At 61.7% G+C, this 18,653-nt stretch carries 13 protein-coding genes; 10 read left to right on the plus strand and 3 right to left on the minus strand.

The genetic code is table 11. From position 1 onward, the window contains the following. The first annotated feature begins 77 nt into the window (after nt 1–77). The 7 genes from WCE37_RS10805 to WCE37_RS10835 all read left to right on the plus strand — a co-directional run bounded on the left by WCE37_RS10805 (nt 78) and on the right by WCE37_RS10835 (nt 11,973). Complete coding sequence (locus tag WCE37_RS10805; RefSeq protein ID WP_343279365.1) at nt 78–2,777, plus strand: helicase-related protein; 2,700 nt, start codon at nt 78–80, stop codon at nt 2,775–2,777. Next, nucleotides 2,774–4,684 (plus strand): N-6 DNA methylase, encoded by a 1,911-nt coding sequence (locus tag WCE37_RS10810; protein WP_343279366.1) that lies wholly within the window; start codon nt 2,774–2,776, stop codon nt 4,682–4,684. Before WCE37_RS10805 ends, WCE37_RS10810 begins: the two co-directional genes overlap by 4 nt. 92 nt (nt 4,685–4,776) lie before the next feature. After that, on the plus strand, nt 4,777–5,046 hold the full coding sequence (locus WCE37_RS10815; RefSeq protein ID WP_343279367.1) for a winged helix-turn-helix transcriptional regulator: 270 nt from the start codon (nt 4,777–4,779) through the stop codon (nt 5,044–5,046). 9 nt (nt 5,047–5,055) lie between these two features. Beyond that, on the plus strand, nt 5,056–8,526 hold the full coding sequence (locus WCE37_RS10820) for a DEAD/DEAH box helicase family protein (RefSeq protein ID WP_343279368.1): 3,471 nt from the start codon (nt 5,056–5,058) through the stop codon (nt 8,524–8,526). Nucleotides 8,527–8,645: 119 nt separating this feature from the next. Beyond that, nucleotides 8,646–9,359 (plus strand): phospholipase D family protein, encoded by a 714-nt coding sequence (locus WCE37_RS10825; protein WP_343279369.1) that lies wholly within the window; start codon nt 8,646–8,648, stop codon nt 9,357–9,359. A gap of 6 nt (nt 9,360–9,365) precedes the next feature. Then, nucleotides 9,366–10,250, plus strand: a complete 885-nt coding sequence (locus WCE37_RS10830; protein WP_343279370.1) for a restriction endonuclease — start codon at nt 9,366–9,368, stop codon at nt 10,248–10,250. 277 nt (nt 10,251–10,527) lie between these two features. Next, nucleotides 10,528–11,973 (plus strand): protein kinase, encoded by a 1,446-nt coding sequence (locus WCE37_RS10835; RefSeq protein ID WP_343279371.1) that lies wholly within the window; start codon nt 10,528–10,530, stop codon nt 11,971–11,973. Between the two features lie 181 nt (nt 11,974–12,154). Here WCE37_RS10835 and WCE37_RS10840 read toward each other — a convergent pair whose 3' ends face one another. The 3 genes from WCE37_RS10840 to WCE37_RS10850 are packed head-to-tail and all read right to left on the minus strand — an operon-like array spanning nt 12,155 to nt 14,706. Continuing rightward, complete coding sequence (locus WCE37_RS10840; RefSeq protein WP_343279372.1) at nt 12,155–13,555, minus strand: hypothetical protein; 1,401 nt, start codon at nt 13,553–13,555, stop codon at nt 12,155–12,157. Continuing rightward, the gene (locus WCE37_RS10845) at nt 13,524–14,381 is read right to left on the minus strand and encodes an ImmA/IrrE family metallo-endopeptidase (protein WP_343279373.1); all 858 of its coding nucleotides are present in this window, start codon (nt 14,379–14,381) and stop codon (nt 13,524–13,526) included. The genes WCE37_RS10840 and WCE37_RS10845 overlap by 32 nt, the downstream gene beginning before the upstream one ends. Continuing rightward, the gene (locus WCE37_RS10850) at nt 14,374–14,706 is read right to left on the minus strand and encodes a helix-turn-helix transcriptional regulator (protein WP_343279374.1); all 333 of its coding nucleotides are present in this window, start codon (nt 14,704–14,706) and stop codon (nt 14,374–14,376) included. Before WCE37_RS10850 ends, WCE37_RS10845 begins: the two co-directional genes overlap by 8 nt. A gap of 204 nt (nt 14,707–14,910) precedes the next feature. On the opposite strand from WCE37_RS10850, the gene WCE37_RS10855 reads away from it, so the two are divergent. Genes WCE37_RS10855 through WCE37_RS10865 form a run of 3 tightly spaced genes read left to right on the plus strand, consistent with a single transcriptional unit; the run spans nt 14,911 to nt 18,651 of the window. After that, the gene (locus WCE37_RS10855) at nt 14,911–16,467 is read left to right on the plus strand and encodes an adenylate/guanylate cyclase domain-containing protein (protein WP_343279375.1); all 1,557 of its coding nucleotides are present in this window, start codon (nt 14,911–14,913) and stop codon (nt 16,465–16,467) included. Then, nucleotides 16,464–18,164, plus strand: a complete 1,701-nt coding sequence (locus WCE37_RS10860) for a ThiF family adenylyltransferase (protein WP_343279376.1) — start codon at nt 16,464–16,466, stop codon at nt 18,162–18,164. The genes WCE37_RS10855 and WCE37_RS10860 overlap by 4 nt, the downstream gene beginning before the upstream one ends. Continuing rightward, the gene (locus WCE37_RS10865) at nt 18,139–18,651 is read left to right on the plus strand and encodes a Mov34/MPN/PAD-1 family protein (RefSeq protein WP_343279377.1); all 513 of its coding nucleotides are present in this window, start codon (nt 18,139–18,141) and stop codon (nt 18,649–18,651) included. Before WCE37_RS10860 ends, WCE37_RS10865 begins: the two co-directional genes overlap by 26 nt. Nucleotides 18,652–18,653 lie beyond the last annotated feature (2 nt).

Raw genomic sequence — 18,653 nt, forward strand, 5'->3', positions numbered from 1 at the left:
GCGTGGTGCAGGCATCCCACAGATCTCCGAAAGGGATATCGCTCACGGTGACGTGGGCCGGCAGCGGAGCCAGTGAAGTGATCCCGCTACACACCGTGGAATGCGGGTTGCGCCCCGGCTACGCGGTCCTGCATGTTCCCGCATCCACCTTCGAGAAGTCGCTGGGCTACGGCGTGGTGGAATCCATCCGCACGCTCGGGAAGCGGACCCAGGCCCTGGTCGATTTCGTGGCCGAGGGGCAGCGCATCTGGATCCCGTGGCAGCGCTTGCGGTTCATCAAGGATGCGCGCTTCCGCTTTCGCACGGGAGACCAGGGTGGCCCGGACGCGGCTGAGCGCTTCCGCCTGCGCAGCCTGGCACATGCCCTCGCGCTCTGGAACGAGAACACCGGCGCCCTGTCGCATTTCGACATCGATCCGCTGCCGCACCAGATCCACTTGGTCCATCACATCCTCGGCTCCGGAAACCTCAACTGGCTGATCGCCGACGACGTCGGCCTCGGCAAGACCATCGAAGCCGGCCTCCTGATCGCTGCGCTGCGCCAGCGCGGCATCGCGCGCCGCATCCTCCTTGTCGTTCCAGCCGGCCTGACCCGCCAGTGGCAGGAGGACCTCAAGTACAAGTTCGGCCTCGACGACTTCCTGATCTACGGTTCCGACTTCACCATCAGCGATCCCGCCCACTGGAAGCTGTACGACCGCGTCATCACCTCCCTCGACAAAGCCAAGGGCGAGGCCCACTTGCCCAGGCTGATGGAAGCCGAGGACTGGGACCTGGTCATTTTCGACGAGGCCCATCGCCTGAGCCGTCGGCAGTACGGAATGAAGTTCGAAAAAAGCGATCGCTTCCGTCTGGCCGAGGCGCTGCGCGAAAAGACCCGCAACGTCGTGATGCTCACCGCCACGCCGCACCAGGGCAACCAGAGCCAGTTCCAGGCCCTGCTGGAACTGCTGCGCCCGGAGCTGAGGGACCGGTTCGCGGCGCTGGACGTGGACTCCAGCGTGCTGGCGAAGATGGTGTTCCGCAACCGGAAGTCCGACGTCACCGACATCGACGGCAACTTCGTCTTCCATGGCCAGACTTCCAGGATGGTGCAGGTGGATTCCAGCCCCGAACTGCGGGAGCTGGAGGCGCAGCTGCAGGCTTACCTCAAGCTCGGATACCAGGCCGCCGAGCGGGTGGGGCGGCGGCGCGGAAGCGCCATCGGCTTCGTTATGACGGTCTACCGCAAGCTTGCCGCCTCCTCCATCCGCACCCTGCAGCTGGCCCTGACGCGCCGCCTGTCCAGGCTGACGTCAGAAGCGGCATCGGTCCGCTTCCTCGAAGACCTCGGGGATGAGCGGTTCGAGGGTGAATACGAAGAAGCCCGGGTCGGGATCGACGAGGCGCGGGAGGAATTTTTCTCCGGCGAGACGGAAAAGCTCAAGACCCTGATCGAGGAATGTCGCGTGGCCTGCGAGGAGGACGACAAGATGAGCGCCTTCCTCGACCGCGTGATCGCACCCATCACCCGCGACAACAGCGGCGAGCGCGTCCTGGTCTTCACCGAGTACCGCGGCACGCAGCACTATATCGTCGAGCAGCTGTCCGTCCGGTATGGGGCGGACAAGGTGGACGTCATCAACGGCAGCATGGATGTCGAGGAACGCCGCGCGGCTATCGCCAGGTTCGAGGCCGCCGGGCAGTTCCTGGTCTCCACTGAAGCCGGTGGCGAGGGCCTGAACCTGCACCGGCGCTGCCACATCCTCGTCAACTACGACCTGCCGTGGAATCCCATGCGGCTGGCGCAGCGGATCGGCCGCCTATATCGCTACGGGCAGCAGCACCACGTGGTGGCGATCAACCTGCAGGGCGTGGAATCCGCCGACGACCAGGTCGTCAGCAAGATGTATGACCGGCTGCAACAGGTGGCCGCGGACATGGCCGGCGTCGACCAGCGGTCTTCCGAGAACCTGGTCAGCGACATCGTCGGTGAGCTGGCCAGCCTGCTGGACGTGGAGGATATCCTGGAGCAGGCGGCAACCGCTGGCGTGCGCCGCACCGAGGAAAGCATCGAGGAAGCGATGCGGCGGGCCCGGGAAACCGCGGAGCTGCAGCGCGACCTGTTCCAGCATGCGGTCAGCTATGACGCGGACGAGCTGCGGGCGGGCTTCCGGGTCGGCGCACCGCACCTCAAGGCCTTCGTGTTCGGTATGGTCGCCGTGCTGAAGGGCGCGATCCACGAGAGCCGACGCTTCCCCGGTGTGGCCTGGCGGATCGAGGTGCCGGCGGATGCCCGGCTCCCAAGGCTCGGCCGCGAGGGCCGGGTCACCTTCACCCGGGAGCTGCGGCACCAGGCAGCCGAGACGGAGGTGCTCGATCTGGACCATCCCTTCGTCCAGGACCTGCTGGCCCGTGCGCGGAGCTATGATTTCCAGGGGCTGAGCGCAGGAACCACGCTGTCGGGGTTCGGCCATGTGGTGACCGCCATGCTGTGCTGGCAGGACGAGCGTGGCCAGCGGCTGCGGCAGGAGTTCTTGGCGGTGGCCGTGGATGGCGAGGGCCAGCTGCACGCCAACCCGCCGGGGCTGGTGTCCTGCTTCCTTGAGCCGATGGAGACCGACCACTGGAAGGTCGACCGTGACGCGACGCGAGAAGTCCACGACAATATCGAGCGATCCATCGACAACCAGCTTGCCCGCAGATCCAACGCGAACCTGCACCCGGAGAACCGGGAGTGGCTCGGCGCCGCATGGTGCCGGGAGCCCGCGGTGGGCAAGGGTACCGGAGCACCATGATCACAGGCAGCATCAAAACCCAGGTCGACAACATCTGGAACGCGTTCTGGAGCGGCGGCATCTCCAACCCCATGGAGGTCATCGAGCAGATGACCTACCTCCTGTTCATCAAGCGGCTGGACGAGCTGCAGACGGTCGAGGAGAAGAAGGCCAACCGCACGAAGAAGCCGGTCGAAAATCTCATCTTCAACAGCCGCCAGCAGAAGCTGCGCTGGTCGAAGTTCAAGTCGCTGGGCGACCCGGCGGCGATGTATGCGCTGGTGGCCGACGAGGTCTTTCCCTTCATCAAGACCCTCGGCGGCGCCAAGGGCGACTCCACCTACGCCACCCACATGAAGGACGCGCGCTTCACCATCCCCACGCCGGCGCTGCTGGCCAAGGTGGTGGACATGCTCGACGCGATCCCCATGGACGACCGCGACACGAAGGGTGACCTGTACGAGTACATGCTCGGCAAGATCGCCTCGGCCGGGCAGAACGGGCAGTTCCGCACCCCGCGGCACATCATCAGGCTGATGGTGGAGATGATGGCGCCCAAGCCATCCGACACCATCTGCGACCCGGCCTGCGGCACCGCCGGCTTCCTGGTCGCCGCCGCCGAGTACCTGCAGCAGCACCACCAGCAGGAGATCTACGCCGACAAGAAGGCGGCCCGGCGTTTCAACCGCGACACCTTCCACGGCTTCGACTTCGACAGCACCATGCTGCGCGTCGGGTCGATGAACATGCTGCTGCACGGGGTGGAAAACCCGGCCATTGAGAATCGTGATTCCTTGGCCGAAAACCACGCACTCATCGAAGACAAATTCACTTTGATCCTTGCCAATCCGCCGTTTTCTGGGTCTCTTGACTACGAAAGCTGTGCGAAGGATTTGCTGAGTGTTGTCAAGACGAAGAAGACCGAGGTTTTGTTCTTGGCGTTGTTCTATCGCCTGTTAAAGCAAGGTGGGAGGGCGGCGGTCGTGGTGCCGGCAGGCGTGCTTGAATCCGATGAAAAGTCATTGACAACGATCCGAGAAATGCTTGTCGAAAAGCTTAAGCTAGAAGCCGTTGTGAAATTGCCGCATTGGGTTTTCAAGCCATACGCAAGCGTGGACACATCGATAATTGTGTTCTCCAAAGGCGGTAAAACAGACAAGGTTTGGTTCTATCGGGTTGAGAATGATGGATTCGCGGATGATGCGCAAAAGACGTCCGTCAGCGGATCCGAGCTCCCCGAAGTTCTCCGTCTATGGCAGAAGCCGAAAGAGCGTGAGAAATCGGTCGATCAGCGCAAACATCGCATGGTTTCTGTTGATGAAATTCGAAAGAACGGCTACGACCTTTGTCCGCCGCTGTATTTAAGTGGCCACAGATACCCAGTCAATGTCAGCACAGCTCGGCTTGGGGACATCTTCGACATCACAAAGGGGAATTCGGCCGCTGCCGCTGCCCTCGATGAAGGTCCCTTTCCTCTGTTTACTTCATCCGTAGTACCCAAACGATCAGGCTTGGCGCCCTATACCGGCCCGGCCATTTGCATTCCTATTGTTTCATCTACTGGACATGGACATGCGTCAATTAAGGGGATTCATCTGGCCGAAGGCAAATTTGATGCCGCAACCATCACTGCTGTTCTGACGCCCAAGAACAGCACGATTCCCGTGAATGAGATTTATTATTATCTCTTGGCGCATAAGGATGAGCTTCTTGTTCCCTTGATGCGCGGTGCGACAAACAAGTCATTGAACACCGAGCGTCTCAAAGAGCTCGAAGTACCGTTGCTGGATGCTAGGTCCCTGGAAGGCAAGGCCATTAAGCAGCTCATGGATCAGAAGCAAAGAATTCAAAAGTTGGAAATGGACCTCAAGCTCATTAAGGCCCAGCACAGCGAAAGCGTAGAAAAGCTTCGGAGTATTGCCGTATGAGCGTGAGCAGCAAAAGGTTTTGTTCACTCGGTTCGACGGGGTGCTCTGTCGTCGTGTTCATGGCATCCCTCTTTCACCTGCGCCTCTAACCCATGCCCGCCTACCAGCTGCCCTTCCAGCTCACCCACCGCATGATCGCGCCGGTACAGATGCCGGTAAAAACGACGGTAGAAAAGCGGGAGCGGACCCCTGAGGCGATCCTGTCGACGCTCCGCAGCCAGCCGGAACTGACGTTGGACGAAGTCGCCCAGGCCATCGGCCGTTCGCTGCGCACAGTGGAGCGGGCGGCCGCGAAGCTGAAGGCGGAGGACAGACTCCGCTACATTGGCCCGAAGAAGGGCGGGCGCTGGGACGTCCTGTAGGGGGCAGGGATGGGCAACTTCGAGTTTCTGCGGGCCGAGTTCAGGCCGCTCTACGAGCCGGCCAGGGGCGCGGAGCAGCTGGTCCACTCCGATCCGCGCGCCTGCTGCATGCGCACCCGCCATGCGCTGGAGCAGGCGGTGCACTGGCTGTACGCCAACGACCGCGACCTGCGGATGCCGTACGACAACGGCCTGGGCGTGCTGCTGACCCAGCCGGAATTCGAGCAACTGCTGCCGCCGCACATCCACCAGAAGGCGCGGCTGATCCAGAAGCTGGGCAACCAAGCCGTACACGGCAACCAGCGTATCGGCAGCGGCGATGCGCTGCGCCTGGTGCGCGAGCTGTTCCACCTGCTGTTCTGGCTGGCGCGCACCTACACCCGTGCCAGCGATCCGAAAAGCATCGTCGCCGAGTGGGACGACAAGCGCGTGCCGCACCTGGTGCGGGCCGACGAGGCGGTGACCTTCACCCGGGACGAGCTGAAGAAGCAGGAAGACAAGTTCCGGCAGAAGATCGACGCCCAGCACGCGCAGATCGAGGCGCGCGAGGCCAGCATCGCCGAGACCGCTGCGAGCCTGGCCGAGCGCGAGGCCGTGCTGGCGCAGGTCAATGCCGAACTGGCCGCGCTACGTGCGGAGCTGGCTGAAGCCAAGGCCGCCAACATCGCAGTACCGGACAACCACGACTACCACGAGGCCGACACCCGCCGCTTCCTGATCGACGTGCTGCTGCGCGAGGCCGGCTGGGAGGTCGGTGGCAACGCCGCGGTGGAGGTGCCGGTGACCGGCATGCCCAACGGGAAGGGCGAGGGCTTTGTCGATTACGTGCTGTGGGGCGCCGACGGCCAGCCGCTGGCCGTGGTGGAGGCCAAGCGCACCCTGAAGGACCCGGACGTCGGCCGCCAGCAGGCCAAGCTGTATGCCGACTGCCTGGAGCAGATGAAGGGCCAGCGGCCGCTGATCTTCTACAGCAACGGCCACCACACCTGGCTTTGGGACGACCGGCGCGCGCCGCCGCGCGAGGTGCAGGGCTTCTACACCCGTGACGAACTGGCGCTGGCGATCCAGCGCCGGGAGTTGGAGACGGACCCGCGCACCCTGACGATCGACCACGCGATTGCCGGGCGCCCGTACCAGATCCGTGCCATCCGGGCGATGGCCGAAGCGCTGGCGTCCGGCCGCCGCGCCGGCCTGCTGACCATGGCCACCGGCACCGGCAAGACCCGCACCGCGATCGCGCTGGTGGACCTGCTGATGCGCGCCAACTGGGTGAAGCGGGTGCTGTTCCTCGCCGACCGGGTGGCGCTGGTCCGGCAGGCGACCAACGCCTTCAAGTCACATCTTCCCGATTCCAGCCCGGTGAACCTGGTCACCGACAAGGACGGGCAGGGGAGGGTGTTCCTGTCCACCTACCCGACGATGATGGGCCTGATCGAGGACATGGAGGGGGACCGCCGCAGGTACGGCGTGGGCCACTTCGACCTGGTCATCATCGACGAGGCGCACCGCAGCGTGTACCAGAAGTACGGCGCGATCTTCCGCTATTTCGACAGCTACCTGGTCGGCCTGACCGCCACCCCGCGCGACGAGGTGGACCGCGACACCTACCACCTGTTCGGGCTGGAAACCGGCGTGCCCACCGATGCCTACGGGCTGGAGGAGGCGGTGGCCGACGGCTACCTGGTGCCGCCGCGGGCGCAGTCGGTGCCGGTGAAGTTCGTGCGCGAGGGCATCCGCTACGACGAGCTGCCGCCAGAGGAACGCGAGCACTGGGAATCGCTGGACTGGGGCGACCGTGACGGGGAGGGCGATCCGCCCGACGAGATCCACGCCTCCGAGGTCAACAAGCGGCTGTTCAACGAGCACACCGTCGACCTGATGCTGCAGCACCTGATGGAGCACGGACTGAAGGTGGACGGCGGCGACAAGCTGGGCAAGACCATCATCTTCGCCGTCAACCAGCAGCACGCGCAGTTCATCGCCCGGCGCTTCGACCACCACTACCCGCACTACAAGGGCGGCTTCGCCCGCGTGGTCACCCATGCGGTGAATTACGCCCAGTCCCTGATCGACGACTTCAGCATCGCCGCCAACCTGCCGCAGATCGCGATCTCGGTGGACATGCTGGACACGGGCATCGACGTGCCGGAGATCGTCAACCTGGTGTTCTTCAAGGCGGTGCGTTCGAAGGTGAAGTTCCTGCAGATGATCGGGCGCGGGACGCGCCTGTGCCCGGACCTGTTCGGCCCGGGGCAGGACAAGACCGAGTTCTTCATCTTCGATTTCTGCGCCAACTTCGAGTATTTCGAGGAGCATCCGGCGGGCGCCGCCGGCAGCTTGAGCGAGCCTCTGGGCAAGCGCCTGTTCAAACGGCGACTGGAGCTGCTGGGCGCGCTTCCGGCCGCGGCTCCCGCCGCGGGCAACACCAGCGAAGGGCGGGGCGCGTACGACGCGCTGGCCGAGCTGCGCGCCGAGGTCATCGACGAGCTGCACGGCGAGGTCGCGGCGATGAACCCGGACAACTTCATTGTGCGTCCGCAGGGCGAGCATGTCGGCCGATTCAGCCGGCGTGAAGCCTGGGACGACATCGACGAGGCCGCATTGATCGACCTGCGTGAACATGTCGCCGGCCTGCCCAGCGAGCGCGAAGCCGAGCACATCACCGCGAAGCTGTTCGACCTGATCTGCCTCAACCTGCAGCTGGCGCTGGTCAACATGACCCAGGACTTCATCGGCCATCGTGACAGGATCATCGAGCTGGCAACCGCGCTGGAAGCCATGGATGCGATCCCCGCGGTCAAGGCGAACCTGGCGCTGATCCAGGATGTGCAGACCGAGGCCTTCTGGAAGGACATCACCCTGCCGATGATCGAATCGGTGCGCCGTGGCCTGCGCGACCTGGTGAAGTTCATCGAGCGCAAGGCGGTCAAGCCGGTCTACACGGTGCTCACCGACGAGAAGGGCGAGTCGAAGGACGTCGGGCTGAAGGACTTCAGCACCGGCATCAACCTGGCCCAGTACAAGCGCAAGGTCGAGGCCTTCATCCGCGCCAGCGAGAGCCACGTCGCGATTGCCAAGCTGAAGCACAACAAGCCGTTGACCCCGACGGATCTTCAGGAGCTGGAGCGCTTCGTCTATGGATCCGAAGTGGTGGAAAGCCGCAAGCGCTTCGAGGACAGCTTCGGCATCGACAGGCCGTTGACCGTCTTCATCCGCTCGCTGGTCGGCCTGGACCGCAACGCGGCCAAGGAAGCCTTCGGCCAGTTCCTGGACGAGAACCGCTACACAAGCCAGCAGATCCGCTTCGTCGAGATGATCATCGACCGGCTGACGCAGGGCGGGGTGATGGAACCGGGGCAGCTGTATGAGCCGCCGTTTACGGGACTGCACTACCAGGGACTGGATGGCGCATTCGGTGACGCAGATGCGGATGCGATCGTGGGGGTGGTCGAGGAAATCAATCGCCGGGCGGCGGCATAGGCGTTCGGGCTTTACGGATACGCCCGAGCTGGAGTGTCGATCACCAAAGGGCAGGGTACTGCTTCAATGAATAGTGCCAGCCATTCGATCCGTTATTGAAACAGAAGGAGTCCACTTCGTTGGCCAAGTTTCTCAACACCAGCGCGACCAACTACTTCCTTGAAGAGCTGATCAAGGATGCCAAGGACCGACTGATCCTGATCAGTCCATACCTGAAGCTCAATGACCGGGTGAAGGAGCTCCTGGCGGACAAGAATCGTCTGAAGATCGACGTCCGTATCGTCTACGGAAAGAGCGAGCTCCAGCCGGCGGAGATCAGCTGGCTTCGCGAGCAGACCTACATCCGCACCAGCTTCTGCAAGAGCCTGCATGCCAAGTGCTATCTCAACGAGGAGCTGTGCATCGTCACCAGCCTCAACCTCTACGAGTTCAGCCAGGTCAACAACAACGAGATGGGCATCCTGATCCGCCGCCAGGACGACGCCGAGCTCTATCGCGACGCCTACGAGGAGGCGCAGCGCATCATCCGCATCAGCGATGAGGTCCGGATCTCGATGGAGCGGGTCACCGTGCCAGAAGAGCAGGGCGATGCGGACCAAGACGGTGGGCAGGAGGACGCAGGCGATGCGGGCAAGCTGACTTCGTCAAAGCTTGCCAAGAAGTACGGCATGAAAACGGCCGAACTGCTCGACAAGCTGGTCGCCAAGGGGCTCCTCGAGATCAAGGACGACAAGCACTACCTTACGGAGGCCGGCAAGGCCACCGGCGGCGAGTTCAGGATGAGCCAGCGATTTGGTCCGTACTTTCTCTGGCCGCACTCGCTGGAGGCCTGACGCGTCATGAGCAAGCCTGGAGGTCGCGGCTGGGGTCGGCCCGCAGTCCGCAATCGACGTAACGACCGCCTGGCGAACCTGGATTGGCGGGAGTTCGAACGAGTGGTTGCCGACTATTACCGGGGCCAAGGCTTCGCTGTCGAACATTGCGGTACTGGCGGCGGACGAAGCCGGTTCGATGGCGGCATTGATCTGAAGCTGCACCGCGATGGCGAATACACCATCGTGCAGTGCAAGCGCGAGAACGCACTGCAGGTCACGCACAACGTGTGCCACGAGCTCCTTGGTCTGCTGCTGACCGAGAAGGCGGATCGAGCGATCGTCGTCAATTCCGGGGAGTTCACGCCCCATGCCATTGCAGCTGCGAGAAAAGAGGAGCGACTGCAGCTTGTCGATGGCGACCAGCTGCGCGATATGCTTCCAGAATATGCGGTACCAGAAGCTGCGATCGGCGGCGCTTCGCTGGCCCGACAGGTGCCCGACTGGCCACTATCAGGACCTCCTTCGCGCCCGGCGCCATCCAGCGTGCGTACCGATAGCGCCCGCCGTGGGAGTCAGGACGGCACCAAGGGCCTTATCGCGCTTGCGTTCCTTGTCGTCCTGGTGCTTTGGCAATGCAGCTATCGTTCCAAATCGACGCAGCCGGCCGTGAGCCATGCGCCTCCAGTCTCGACACCTCCTGCGCCGACAGGAAGCGACTCTGGGGAAGTCGCGATGGCGAGGGCTCCACGACACTTGACACGGGAAGCGGCACCAGTGCGACGTACGGAGCCAACGCGCCAAGAGGTAGCCGAGTCGCGACGTCGGGCAGATGAGGCGATCCGGATACTTGAGGCCACGACGCCTGAGCTGGATCTGCCCCCTGACCCCCATGCGGTGTATCGGGATTAGACCCGCCTATGTAATCGGAGATCTTCTCTGAGAGGTGGCGATCAGGGATGTTTATCGAAGGTACGGAACTTGTCCATCCGAGGCCGAATCCGACGAGAACGTTCAGGCTGACTTAGATCGAGCACCCCAGATGCTTGATTCAAGTTCGGTGTTAGACCACGGTGCGCTGCACCCGTCGGCGGGCGCCAGGCCGTGACACTCACCCAAGTGCTGCAAGAAGACCTGCAGTTCCTATGCCACTCTTCCATATAACACCTACAGACGATTGGGGGCTTGAGTGAGTGAGGTCCGAAAGACAAGCCTCGTGCCGGGCGCAGTAGTTGGCGAGTGGACGCTCGTGGAGTGCATCGGAGGAGGCGGCAATGGCGATGTTTGGAAGGCGTCTGGTAGCGATGGCGAATGTTATGCCATCAAGCTTCTTAGGAAGATTGAGACGGAAGCGTACACCCGTTTTAAGTTTGAGATCGCGGCCTTGGAGAAGCTCGGTGACATGGAGGGCATTGTCCCCATAATCGAGAAGCACCTTCCTGACGATCCGAAGAAGGACAAGCCATGGTTCGTTATGCCTCTTGCTGTTCCCTTCGGCGACCACGCTCCCAGGGATCCTGTCGACCGAGTGCGCGATTTGCTAGTGCTAGCGCAGACGATTGATCGGCTGCATCGACAGGGAATCTCTCATCGGGACATCAAGCCCGCGAACCTCCTATATCTCAACAGTCGGATTTGCCTTTCAGATTTCGGACTTGTCAAGTATCCGGGGCGCCAAGATCTCACGCCAGAAAAAAGGGATGTGGGAGCCAAGTTCACCATGGCACCGGAGATGCGACGTCATGCATCAGCCGCCGATGGCCTGCCTGCAGATGTGTACTCCTTCGCCAAGTCATTATGGATCGTCCTGTCGGGCCAAGAGCTCGGTTTCGATGGCCAATACAACACATCCTCCGTCCTCTCGTTGCACAATCATCTGCCGGAGACATACACAACGACTCTGGACCAGCTCCTGGTTGAGTGTACTGATAGTGATCCAATGCGCAGGCCGCCAATGGCCGTGGTTATCAAGCGATTGGAAGAGTGGCTGGAAACTATCGCCGATTTCCACATCCGTAATCTCAAGGAGTGGAACGAGCTCACTCGCAAGCTGTTTCCGCTGGTCGTGCCAACTCGAGCCGCGTGGTCCGATATCGATGATATCTGCCTTGTGCTCGGTGAAGTCGCGAAGGTGCCCTCGCTTAACCATATGTTTTATCCAACCGGAGGGGGCAACACCATCACCGGCGTATCGAGGGCTGCTGAAAAAGGCATGATCGAACTGCACATCGGGGATAAAAACGCCGAGATTCTCAAGCCCGCGAAGTTATCTTATGAGTCCTTCGGCACCGACTCTCGCTGGAGCTACTTTCGGCTTGAGGCTGCGCCAGTAAAACCAACAGGGATCCCGCGTGCAATTGACTCCGATGGGGCAGCTGAGGCGCTGACAGAGATTGCCCCCGGTGAATACGTTCCTTACGAGCACTGGGATGCAGGGGAGTACCGGGATGCCCCGCTGCCGGCGATGGCAAGGCCCGTTACGCGCTTCCTGAAGGGAGCCTTTGTTTTCTTTAGCACCAGATCATTCTACAACGCGGATCCAGGCACTTATGACGCGAGACACAATAGAATGAATGAGGAATCGTTTCGCGAATACATCGAAGAGTTGGCCAGGAAGTTCGCGGCGATAACCTAGTCGCTACTCCGCCATGGAGATGCGTGGCGACCCTACCACGCGCAGTGCTTGTCAGAGATTAGATCGATTTATCGGGGGTAGGGTAGGGAAGTCCCTTAACCGTTCCTCATGTCTACAAAGGCGTGATTGACCTAATTCGGCCTGCATAAACCTTCCGAAGTGACTGGCCAGATTCGCGCTATCAGGCCCACGCATAACGCTTGTCTTTCTGCCACATTACGCAGTCAATACCTTCTGACAGCGCATAGGCGCCTGCAAGCGCCACTCCATGCTCGTGAAAAGTTCTGGTGGAAAGTAGGAGCTCTCTGACAACGAGGTCATCTGGCACCCCAGCCTGCAGCAGGCCGATTCGTATTAGGTCATTAGTCTGGTCTTGCCCAATCTCTTCGGTGATCAGGAGTACGTAGCGCGACGGGACTACCGAATCCGACTTGCGCTCCCTGGCGGCGTGCAGCAGCGCTCTTAGGCGCTGGGAAAACAGTTCATTCGCATACTGCCTGACGGTCCTGCCGTTCCTCGGAAGTTGATGGTCTTCGCACCATTGCGCCCAGCCGTTCCTGGTGACCTGCATGGGGATAAAAGGCTTGAGCGGCGAGCCTGCCTCTATCCCATGTTGTCGATGTTTCCTCCACTCCCGATAGCTACCGCAGAGCACAGGGTCTGAAGGAGATTCTTCGTGGAATTTCCTCCATTCGCTTCCCGACATATCGGGAAAGGTGAGGGCAACGGGAGGAAGGTTCGTGCCATCGTAACCACCCTTGCGAGGTCGTCCTCGAACGTAAAACTCGGATTTGGCGCCCATCGGCGGCGCTGGCTTCACGTAGGTGATTCCATCGACATCGAACTGGCTATCAACCACAGGTCCTTTCCCGGCGGTCACGGGTGTCTCCCCGCGGATGAGAGCGGTCATGGTCCTTTCGGCATGGCCATGCCAAGCTTGCTTCAACGCTTCAAACGAGCAGAATGGTGAGTTCGCGTTGATCGGGATGTAGTCCAGCGGCCATAGGAAAACGCTGTCGAATCCGTCGCCGTGGTGGTAACACCCGCCCACGACGACGCCATCGATCTCCCGGGTGTCTTGCCGGGCGCGATGAGCCACAAGTTCGACAAGCGCATCGTGATCAAGCGCCGTGTAACCATTGTTCAATACCATCAGGATCGAGCATGCGGTGTGCTCGATCTCGCTACGCGACTGCAGTAGTTGGCTTCTCGCCTTCTTGACGATCCCATTGATGGGTCGGTCCAGAATCCTGTCGAACTCGCGCTGTCCTTCTTCGGGCAGTCTGTTCCGATCGACGACCACAACAGGGCGTGTGTCTCCATATTTGCGAAACAGATCGGCCAGCTTCCGCTGTCGCTCCGGTTTGGACATTCCCTCGTCGTCTAGCGCCTTGAGTTCGATCAGCGCATCGCCCAGTACGTAGTCGGCTCCCGGTTTATCGCGGCGATCGGCGTCTGGGTGCGCACGCGAGCCTCCCGCTCTCGTCATGATTTCATCCACGGCGTTTTCGCTGATGGGTTGTACTCGGAACGTCTCCATACGGGATAATTTACCGGAACCTGGGTGGGCTCCATTCTTCATCGTCGTCGTTGTCTTCGTCGGCTTCCGTGACCGTCAATAGCGTCAGTGTTCGCCCGAACGTGCCCAAGCCGATGACTTCCTCTACGAGTTCGTAGCGCCCGCTGGCACCGGAGAACCATTCGTTTGCAGGCGCCGTGTCGCTGTCCTCTCCGCCGGCCACGACGGCCGCGTGGTCTTCTGCCAGCCGCCAGGTTGCGCTGTGATCGGGCACTTTCGCGTTGCGGGCCAGTGCCTTGGCCCAGCCGACGCGGGAAAGCAACGGATAGGTGGCGCAAAACTCCACGCGCCCTCGTTGGCACTGAATGACCCCTGCAGGCACGGGGCCGATTTCGGCGTAGCGCAATGCGGATGCGACCAGCGAGGTCTGACAGGAATCAGCCAAGTCGCGTACGGCGCTCATGCCGTCGACGTTGCGATGTATCAACGGTAGGCATAGAGGCTTCGGCATCAGCAGGCACGCGGCGAAGTAATCCGCTTCCTGTTCGAATGCATCGGGGGAGCTGAAGCCTGCGCGCGAAGCGTGCTGGTCTCCGCTCAGGAAGATATGTTCGGGATGCCCGGCGAGGCTGTAGTGCCCAAGTTCGTGGGCAATGCTGAAGTTCTGGAAGCCAAGGCTATCGATGTGTGTGGCATAGACGATCGCGTAGTCGTCGCCATTGCGAATCAGCCATCCGGAAGCGCCCGCGATTGAGGCAGGTTTGGCTTCGACGTGGATCTGCAGGTGCTGGGCAATCTCCAATGGCCGCACCGGCAATGCGCTCACTCCGGCGTCCTGCAGCAATGCCCAGGCCTGCGCCTGGATTTGCTGTCTGCGATAGCTATCCATCGCCCCCCTGTCTCCTATTGGCTAGGGATTTCGCCACGTCCTCGAGCATCTGGATCTCATCTTCGGTGGCGTTTTGCAAATGGCGGGCGATGCGGCTTGCAGCGCCTGTGGCCTCAGGGGTGTCGACGATCCCCATCAGATAGTCCGTGCTGACGCCTAGAACCCGGGTCAGGCGACGCAAGTTGTCGAAGGAAGGCTTTCTCGATCCGCTCTCGAAATGGGAAAGGGTGGTCGAGGGGAGGCCGGCTTCCTTGCCCAGCTCGGCTTGGGTGAGACCACGCCGTTCTCGGGATTCTTTGAGACGGGAGGGAAAGTCGGAGCTCATGGCGGGGCGTCCAAAGTGTTCGGGGCGTAAGCGTACTTGACGGAGTCGACAAGTGGCGTTATTGTCGATTCCGTCAAGTGAAACTAGTCGGAATCGTAGCATCCGGCTGGCTCCGGATAGCGGCTATAGCCTTGGGACGCGCCGGGGGGCTTGAAAACTGTGTGTCAGGGCTCAGTTTTCATTCGTCCATTCAGGAATGTGCATATGACCCAGCGTAAGTGGAATGCCCAGACGGCGAAGGCCCGCATCGAGGCCCGGCTGGCGGAAGTCAAAGATCTCACCGTCAAGGACTACGTCCGGGTGACCGATCTGGAGCGGATCCCAAGGAACACGGCGTATCGCGTGGACGGCGTCCACGTCTATGTGGACATCCTGAACATGGAGTCCATCGTGGCCAGCACGGACGTGGAGGGCACGCGGACCCACCAGCGCACGTTGCGCTTCCTCAACCTGTTGTACCGCGCAGTGGCACGCATCCTCGCGCAGGTCGATGCCATCCACGTGGATTTTCATAACCAGCGGCTGCATGCCGTCGTAGCTAAACCCTACGACGATGAGGTCGAACGTCTGCATCGCGCCGTGGCCATGGCGCAGTTGATCATCGACGTGTTGGGTCGCCAGGCGGAGCAGGGCGATGACGCGTTGCCTGCCGCGAAGATTCGGGTAGGTATCGATTCGGGCGAGGCGCTGGCGGTAAACAACGGTCGGCCGGGGGCTCGCGAACCTCTCTTCCTTGGACCAGCCGCCAATCTCGCCGCCAAGCGTGCTGCCGGCAATGCAGCCGGAATCTATGTCACGGACAATGTCCGCGCGATGCTCGGTTGGGATGCCGTCGAAGACGAGGACGCCACCGCGCTGACCGCAGTGCAGATCGAGGCATCCCAGGTCGAAGCCGACCTGGATGTCACTGCAGACGACATTTGGGACGCCTGGGTCGATGATCTGGAAAAGAATCCCATCGGCCGCTTTGAGTTCAGCGCACACACTCCGCCTTATGCCACATTGGACCTGGACGCGTTGGGGCCCAGTCATGCACGACGGCAGGATGCGTTGTCCCTCTATGCCGACATCGACGGCTTCACCCAGTACGTAGCCGACCATATCGACAGCGATGCTGACGCCGAAGATGTCGTGCGTGTCCTGCATGTGCTGCGCAGTGAACTCGACGCGGTCCTGACGTCGGATTTCCAGGGCGCAAAGATTCGCTTCATCGGCGACTGCATCCATGGCGCGTTGGTCGAGGGCACAGCGCAAACTACCGATGCGCCGCTGACCACCTCCAATGCGATTGCCTGTGCCGGTGCGCTCCGCAGCAGCTTCGAGTTGGCCAAGTCCGTCTTGGCCGAGCAGGGGATCGCTTGCGATTTGGGCCTGGCTATTGGCATCGAATACGGCCCGCTGGTGATCACCCGCTTGGGCATCAAGGGTGATCTCATTCGCTGTGCCGTCGGCAGGGGCGTGTTGGCATCCGAGAAGCAGCAACTGCGCTGTTCGGGTCGCCAAACGGCATTGGGGCCCGTGGCCTACGGGCACGCGCCGGAATGGGCGCGGACGTGGTTTGGTACGACGCGGCGTCAGGCCGGCGTGACCTACGAGGAAGTGGTGGCGCGGCGCACGCAGGCCGAAAAAGGCTTGGCCAAGTCGGCAACAGCGCCAAGCCTGCTACGGCCGGTTGCCGCAAGTGCGGCCGCCGCCGCGAGTGCGTCCTTGGCGTTCCCCGCACATTCGGGCGTACCCACCAAACCGCAGGGCTTTGCGTGATCTGGTTCATCCGCGAACCAGAGCGATACGAGGCCGAATTCCGGGCTGTGGAGGCACTCCAACAGGAGGTCTCCTGGCTCGAGATCGAAGGTTGGTCGATCCATCAGGGGCACTTGCAGTGCGAGGCGGAGATCACGACCCCGGCTCGTACCTATCCGGTAGCGCTGCGCTACAACGAAGGCTATCCGGATGTGCCGCCTTCCGTCATTCCACGCGTCAAGGAACGCTGGTCCGCGCATCAGTACGGCACCGGTGGCGAGTTGTGCCTGGAACATGGTCCGGACAATTGGATCAGCACGCTGACGGGCGCCGATATGCTGCGCAGCGCCCATCGGCTCTTGGAGAGCGAGGCAGCCGCCCCCGATACCCCTGCCATACCGGTGCCCAGTCGACATGAGTTGACGCGCGGGCAGGCGCTGCGATTCCAGATGATGCGGTTCATCAGGACGCCTGCGCTGATGGCGCACTGGGACGCTTTTGGTGTTTTCACGCCGGGGCAGTTTGCGATGCGCCTGCATGGGCAATCGTGGGTCTGGTATGCGTTGGCCTGGGAACAGGACGGGCACATGCATCTCAACCCGGATGTTCCGACGGCTGGAGAGGAGCACACCTATACCAGGTCGGGCTTCTTTATTCGCCATCGAGGCGAGGTCATCGATACGAGCTTGCCGTCGGCGTTTCGACGTGCCTTTCCCGATGTCTGGCCTGATCCGGATGTGGCCGAAGATACGACGGTCATCCTGCTGGGAGGCGGGCATGAAGCACGCATGTTCTACCTGTACCAGGACAAGGTGTTGGAGTGCGGTGCGCTGATCGATCCGGATCCGGCGCAGCGTCTTCCGGAAAGCTACGGCGTCCTGGCCAGCAAGCGGGTTGGTGTGGTGGGGTGCGGGTCGTTGGGCTCCAAGGTCGCCGCGATGCTCGCACGTGCGGGTGCGCGAGACTTCGTATTGGTGGATGACGATACCCTGCAACCCGAGAATCTGGTTCGACACGATCTGGATTGGACCGGGGTAGGTGAGGGCAAGGCACACGCGCTGGCGCAGCGCTTGAGTCTGATTCGACCCGGCACCAAGACGCAGGCGCGGGCGCATCGTCTGGGCGGACAGGAGTCCTCCTCGGGTGCGGCAGCAGTCGTGCGTTTGCTTTCCCAGTGCGACCTCCTCATCGATGCGACCGCAAGTGCGACGGCATTTCGCTATGTCGCCGCGGCGGCTCGTGGAGAAGGCCGTCCTGTGTTCTGGGCGGAAGTCTTTGCCGGTGGCTTGGGTGGGCTGATATGTCGTTCTCGTCCGGGGCTTGATCCGGCGCCGGACCTGGCGCGCGCTCGCGTGCTTCATTGGTGTGAGCTGCAGGACGCGGAGCCACCGGAACGAAGTAAAACGCCGTACTGCCTAGATGGGGAACGACCGGAAATCGCAGACGATGCCGATGTCAGCGTCATCGCCGCACATCTGGCGCGTATGGCCATCGATCACATGGTCGCTCCTGAGGTCAGCCAGTTTCCGTACTCGGCATATGCCGTGGGCCTCAAGGCGGGCTGGGTGTTCAGTCAACCGTTCGACACGACGCCGATCGACCTTGGCGCGCCGGAAGAGGCCGCACGTGATTCCACGGAGTTGGTGGAAGCCGGCGTCTCTCGCCTCCTCGCCCTACTGCAGCAGTCCGAAGATGCTCAAGCTGAGTCTGGCACCTGAGTTGGTCGCTCGCCTTTATGGCGCTTTGCGAGAAGCAGGCCATCGCGAGATCGGCGGCTTGCTGATGGGCGAGCACTGTCAGGACAACCATTTCCAAATCGTCGATCTGTCGGTGCAAACCAGTGGCGGTGATACCGGGTGTTTTGTCCGCGGCGTTGATGAACACACGGATTTTGTTCGCTCATTCTTTGAGCGCACCGGCTACGACTACGCCAGGTTCAACTATCTGGGGGAATGGCACTCCCATCCTTCTTTCAGTACCGCGCCCAGCAGCACGGATCTTTGCTCCATGCAGGATATTGTCGAAGAACCAGGAGCAGACCGGCAATTCGCGGTCCTAATCATCGCCAAGCTCCGACAACGGCAAGTCGTCGGACAGGCGTATCTGTTTCAACCGCAGCAGCCTGCTCAGCTGATTGAGCTACACATCCCGCCTCGCGCCTCATGGGCTGTTCGCCTGTATCAGCGCCTACCTTTCATCAAATGACG

The sequence above is a fragment of the Luteimonas sp. MJ250 genome, assembly GCF_039548455.1.
GTDB lineage: Bacteria > Pseudomonadota > Gammaproteobacteria > Xanthomonadales > Xanthomonadaceae > Luteimonas.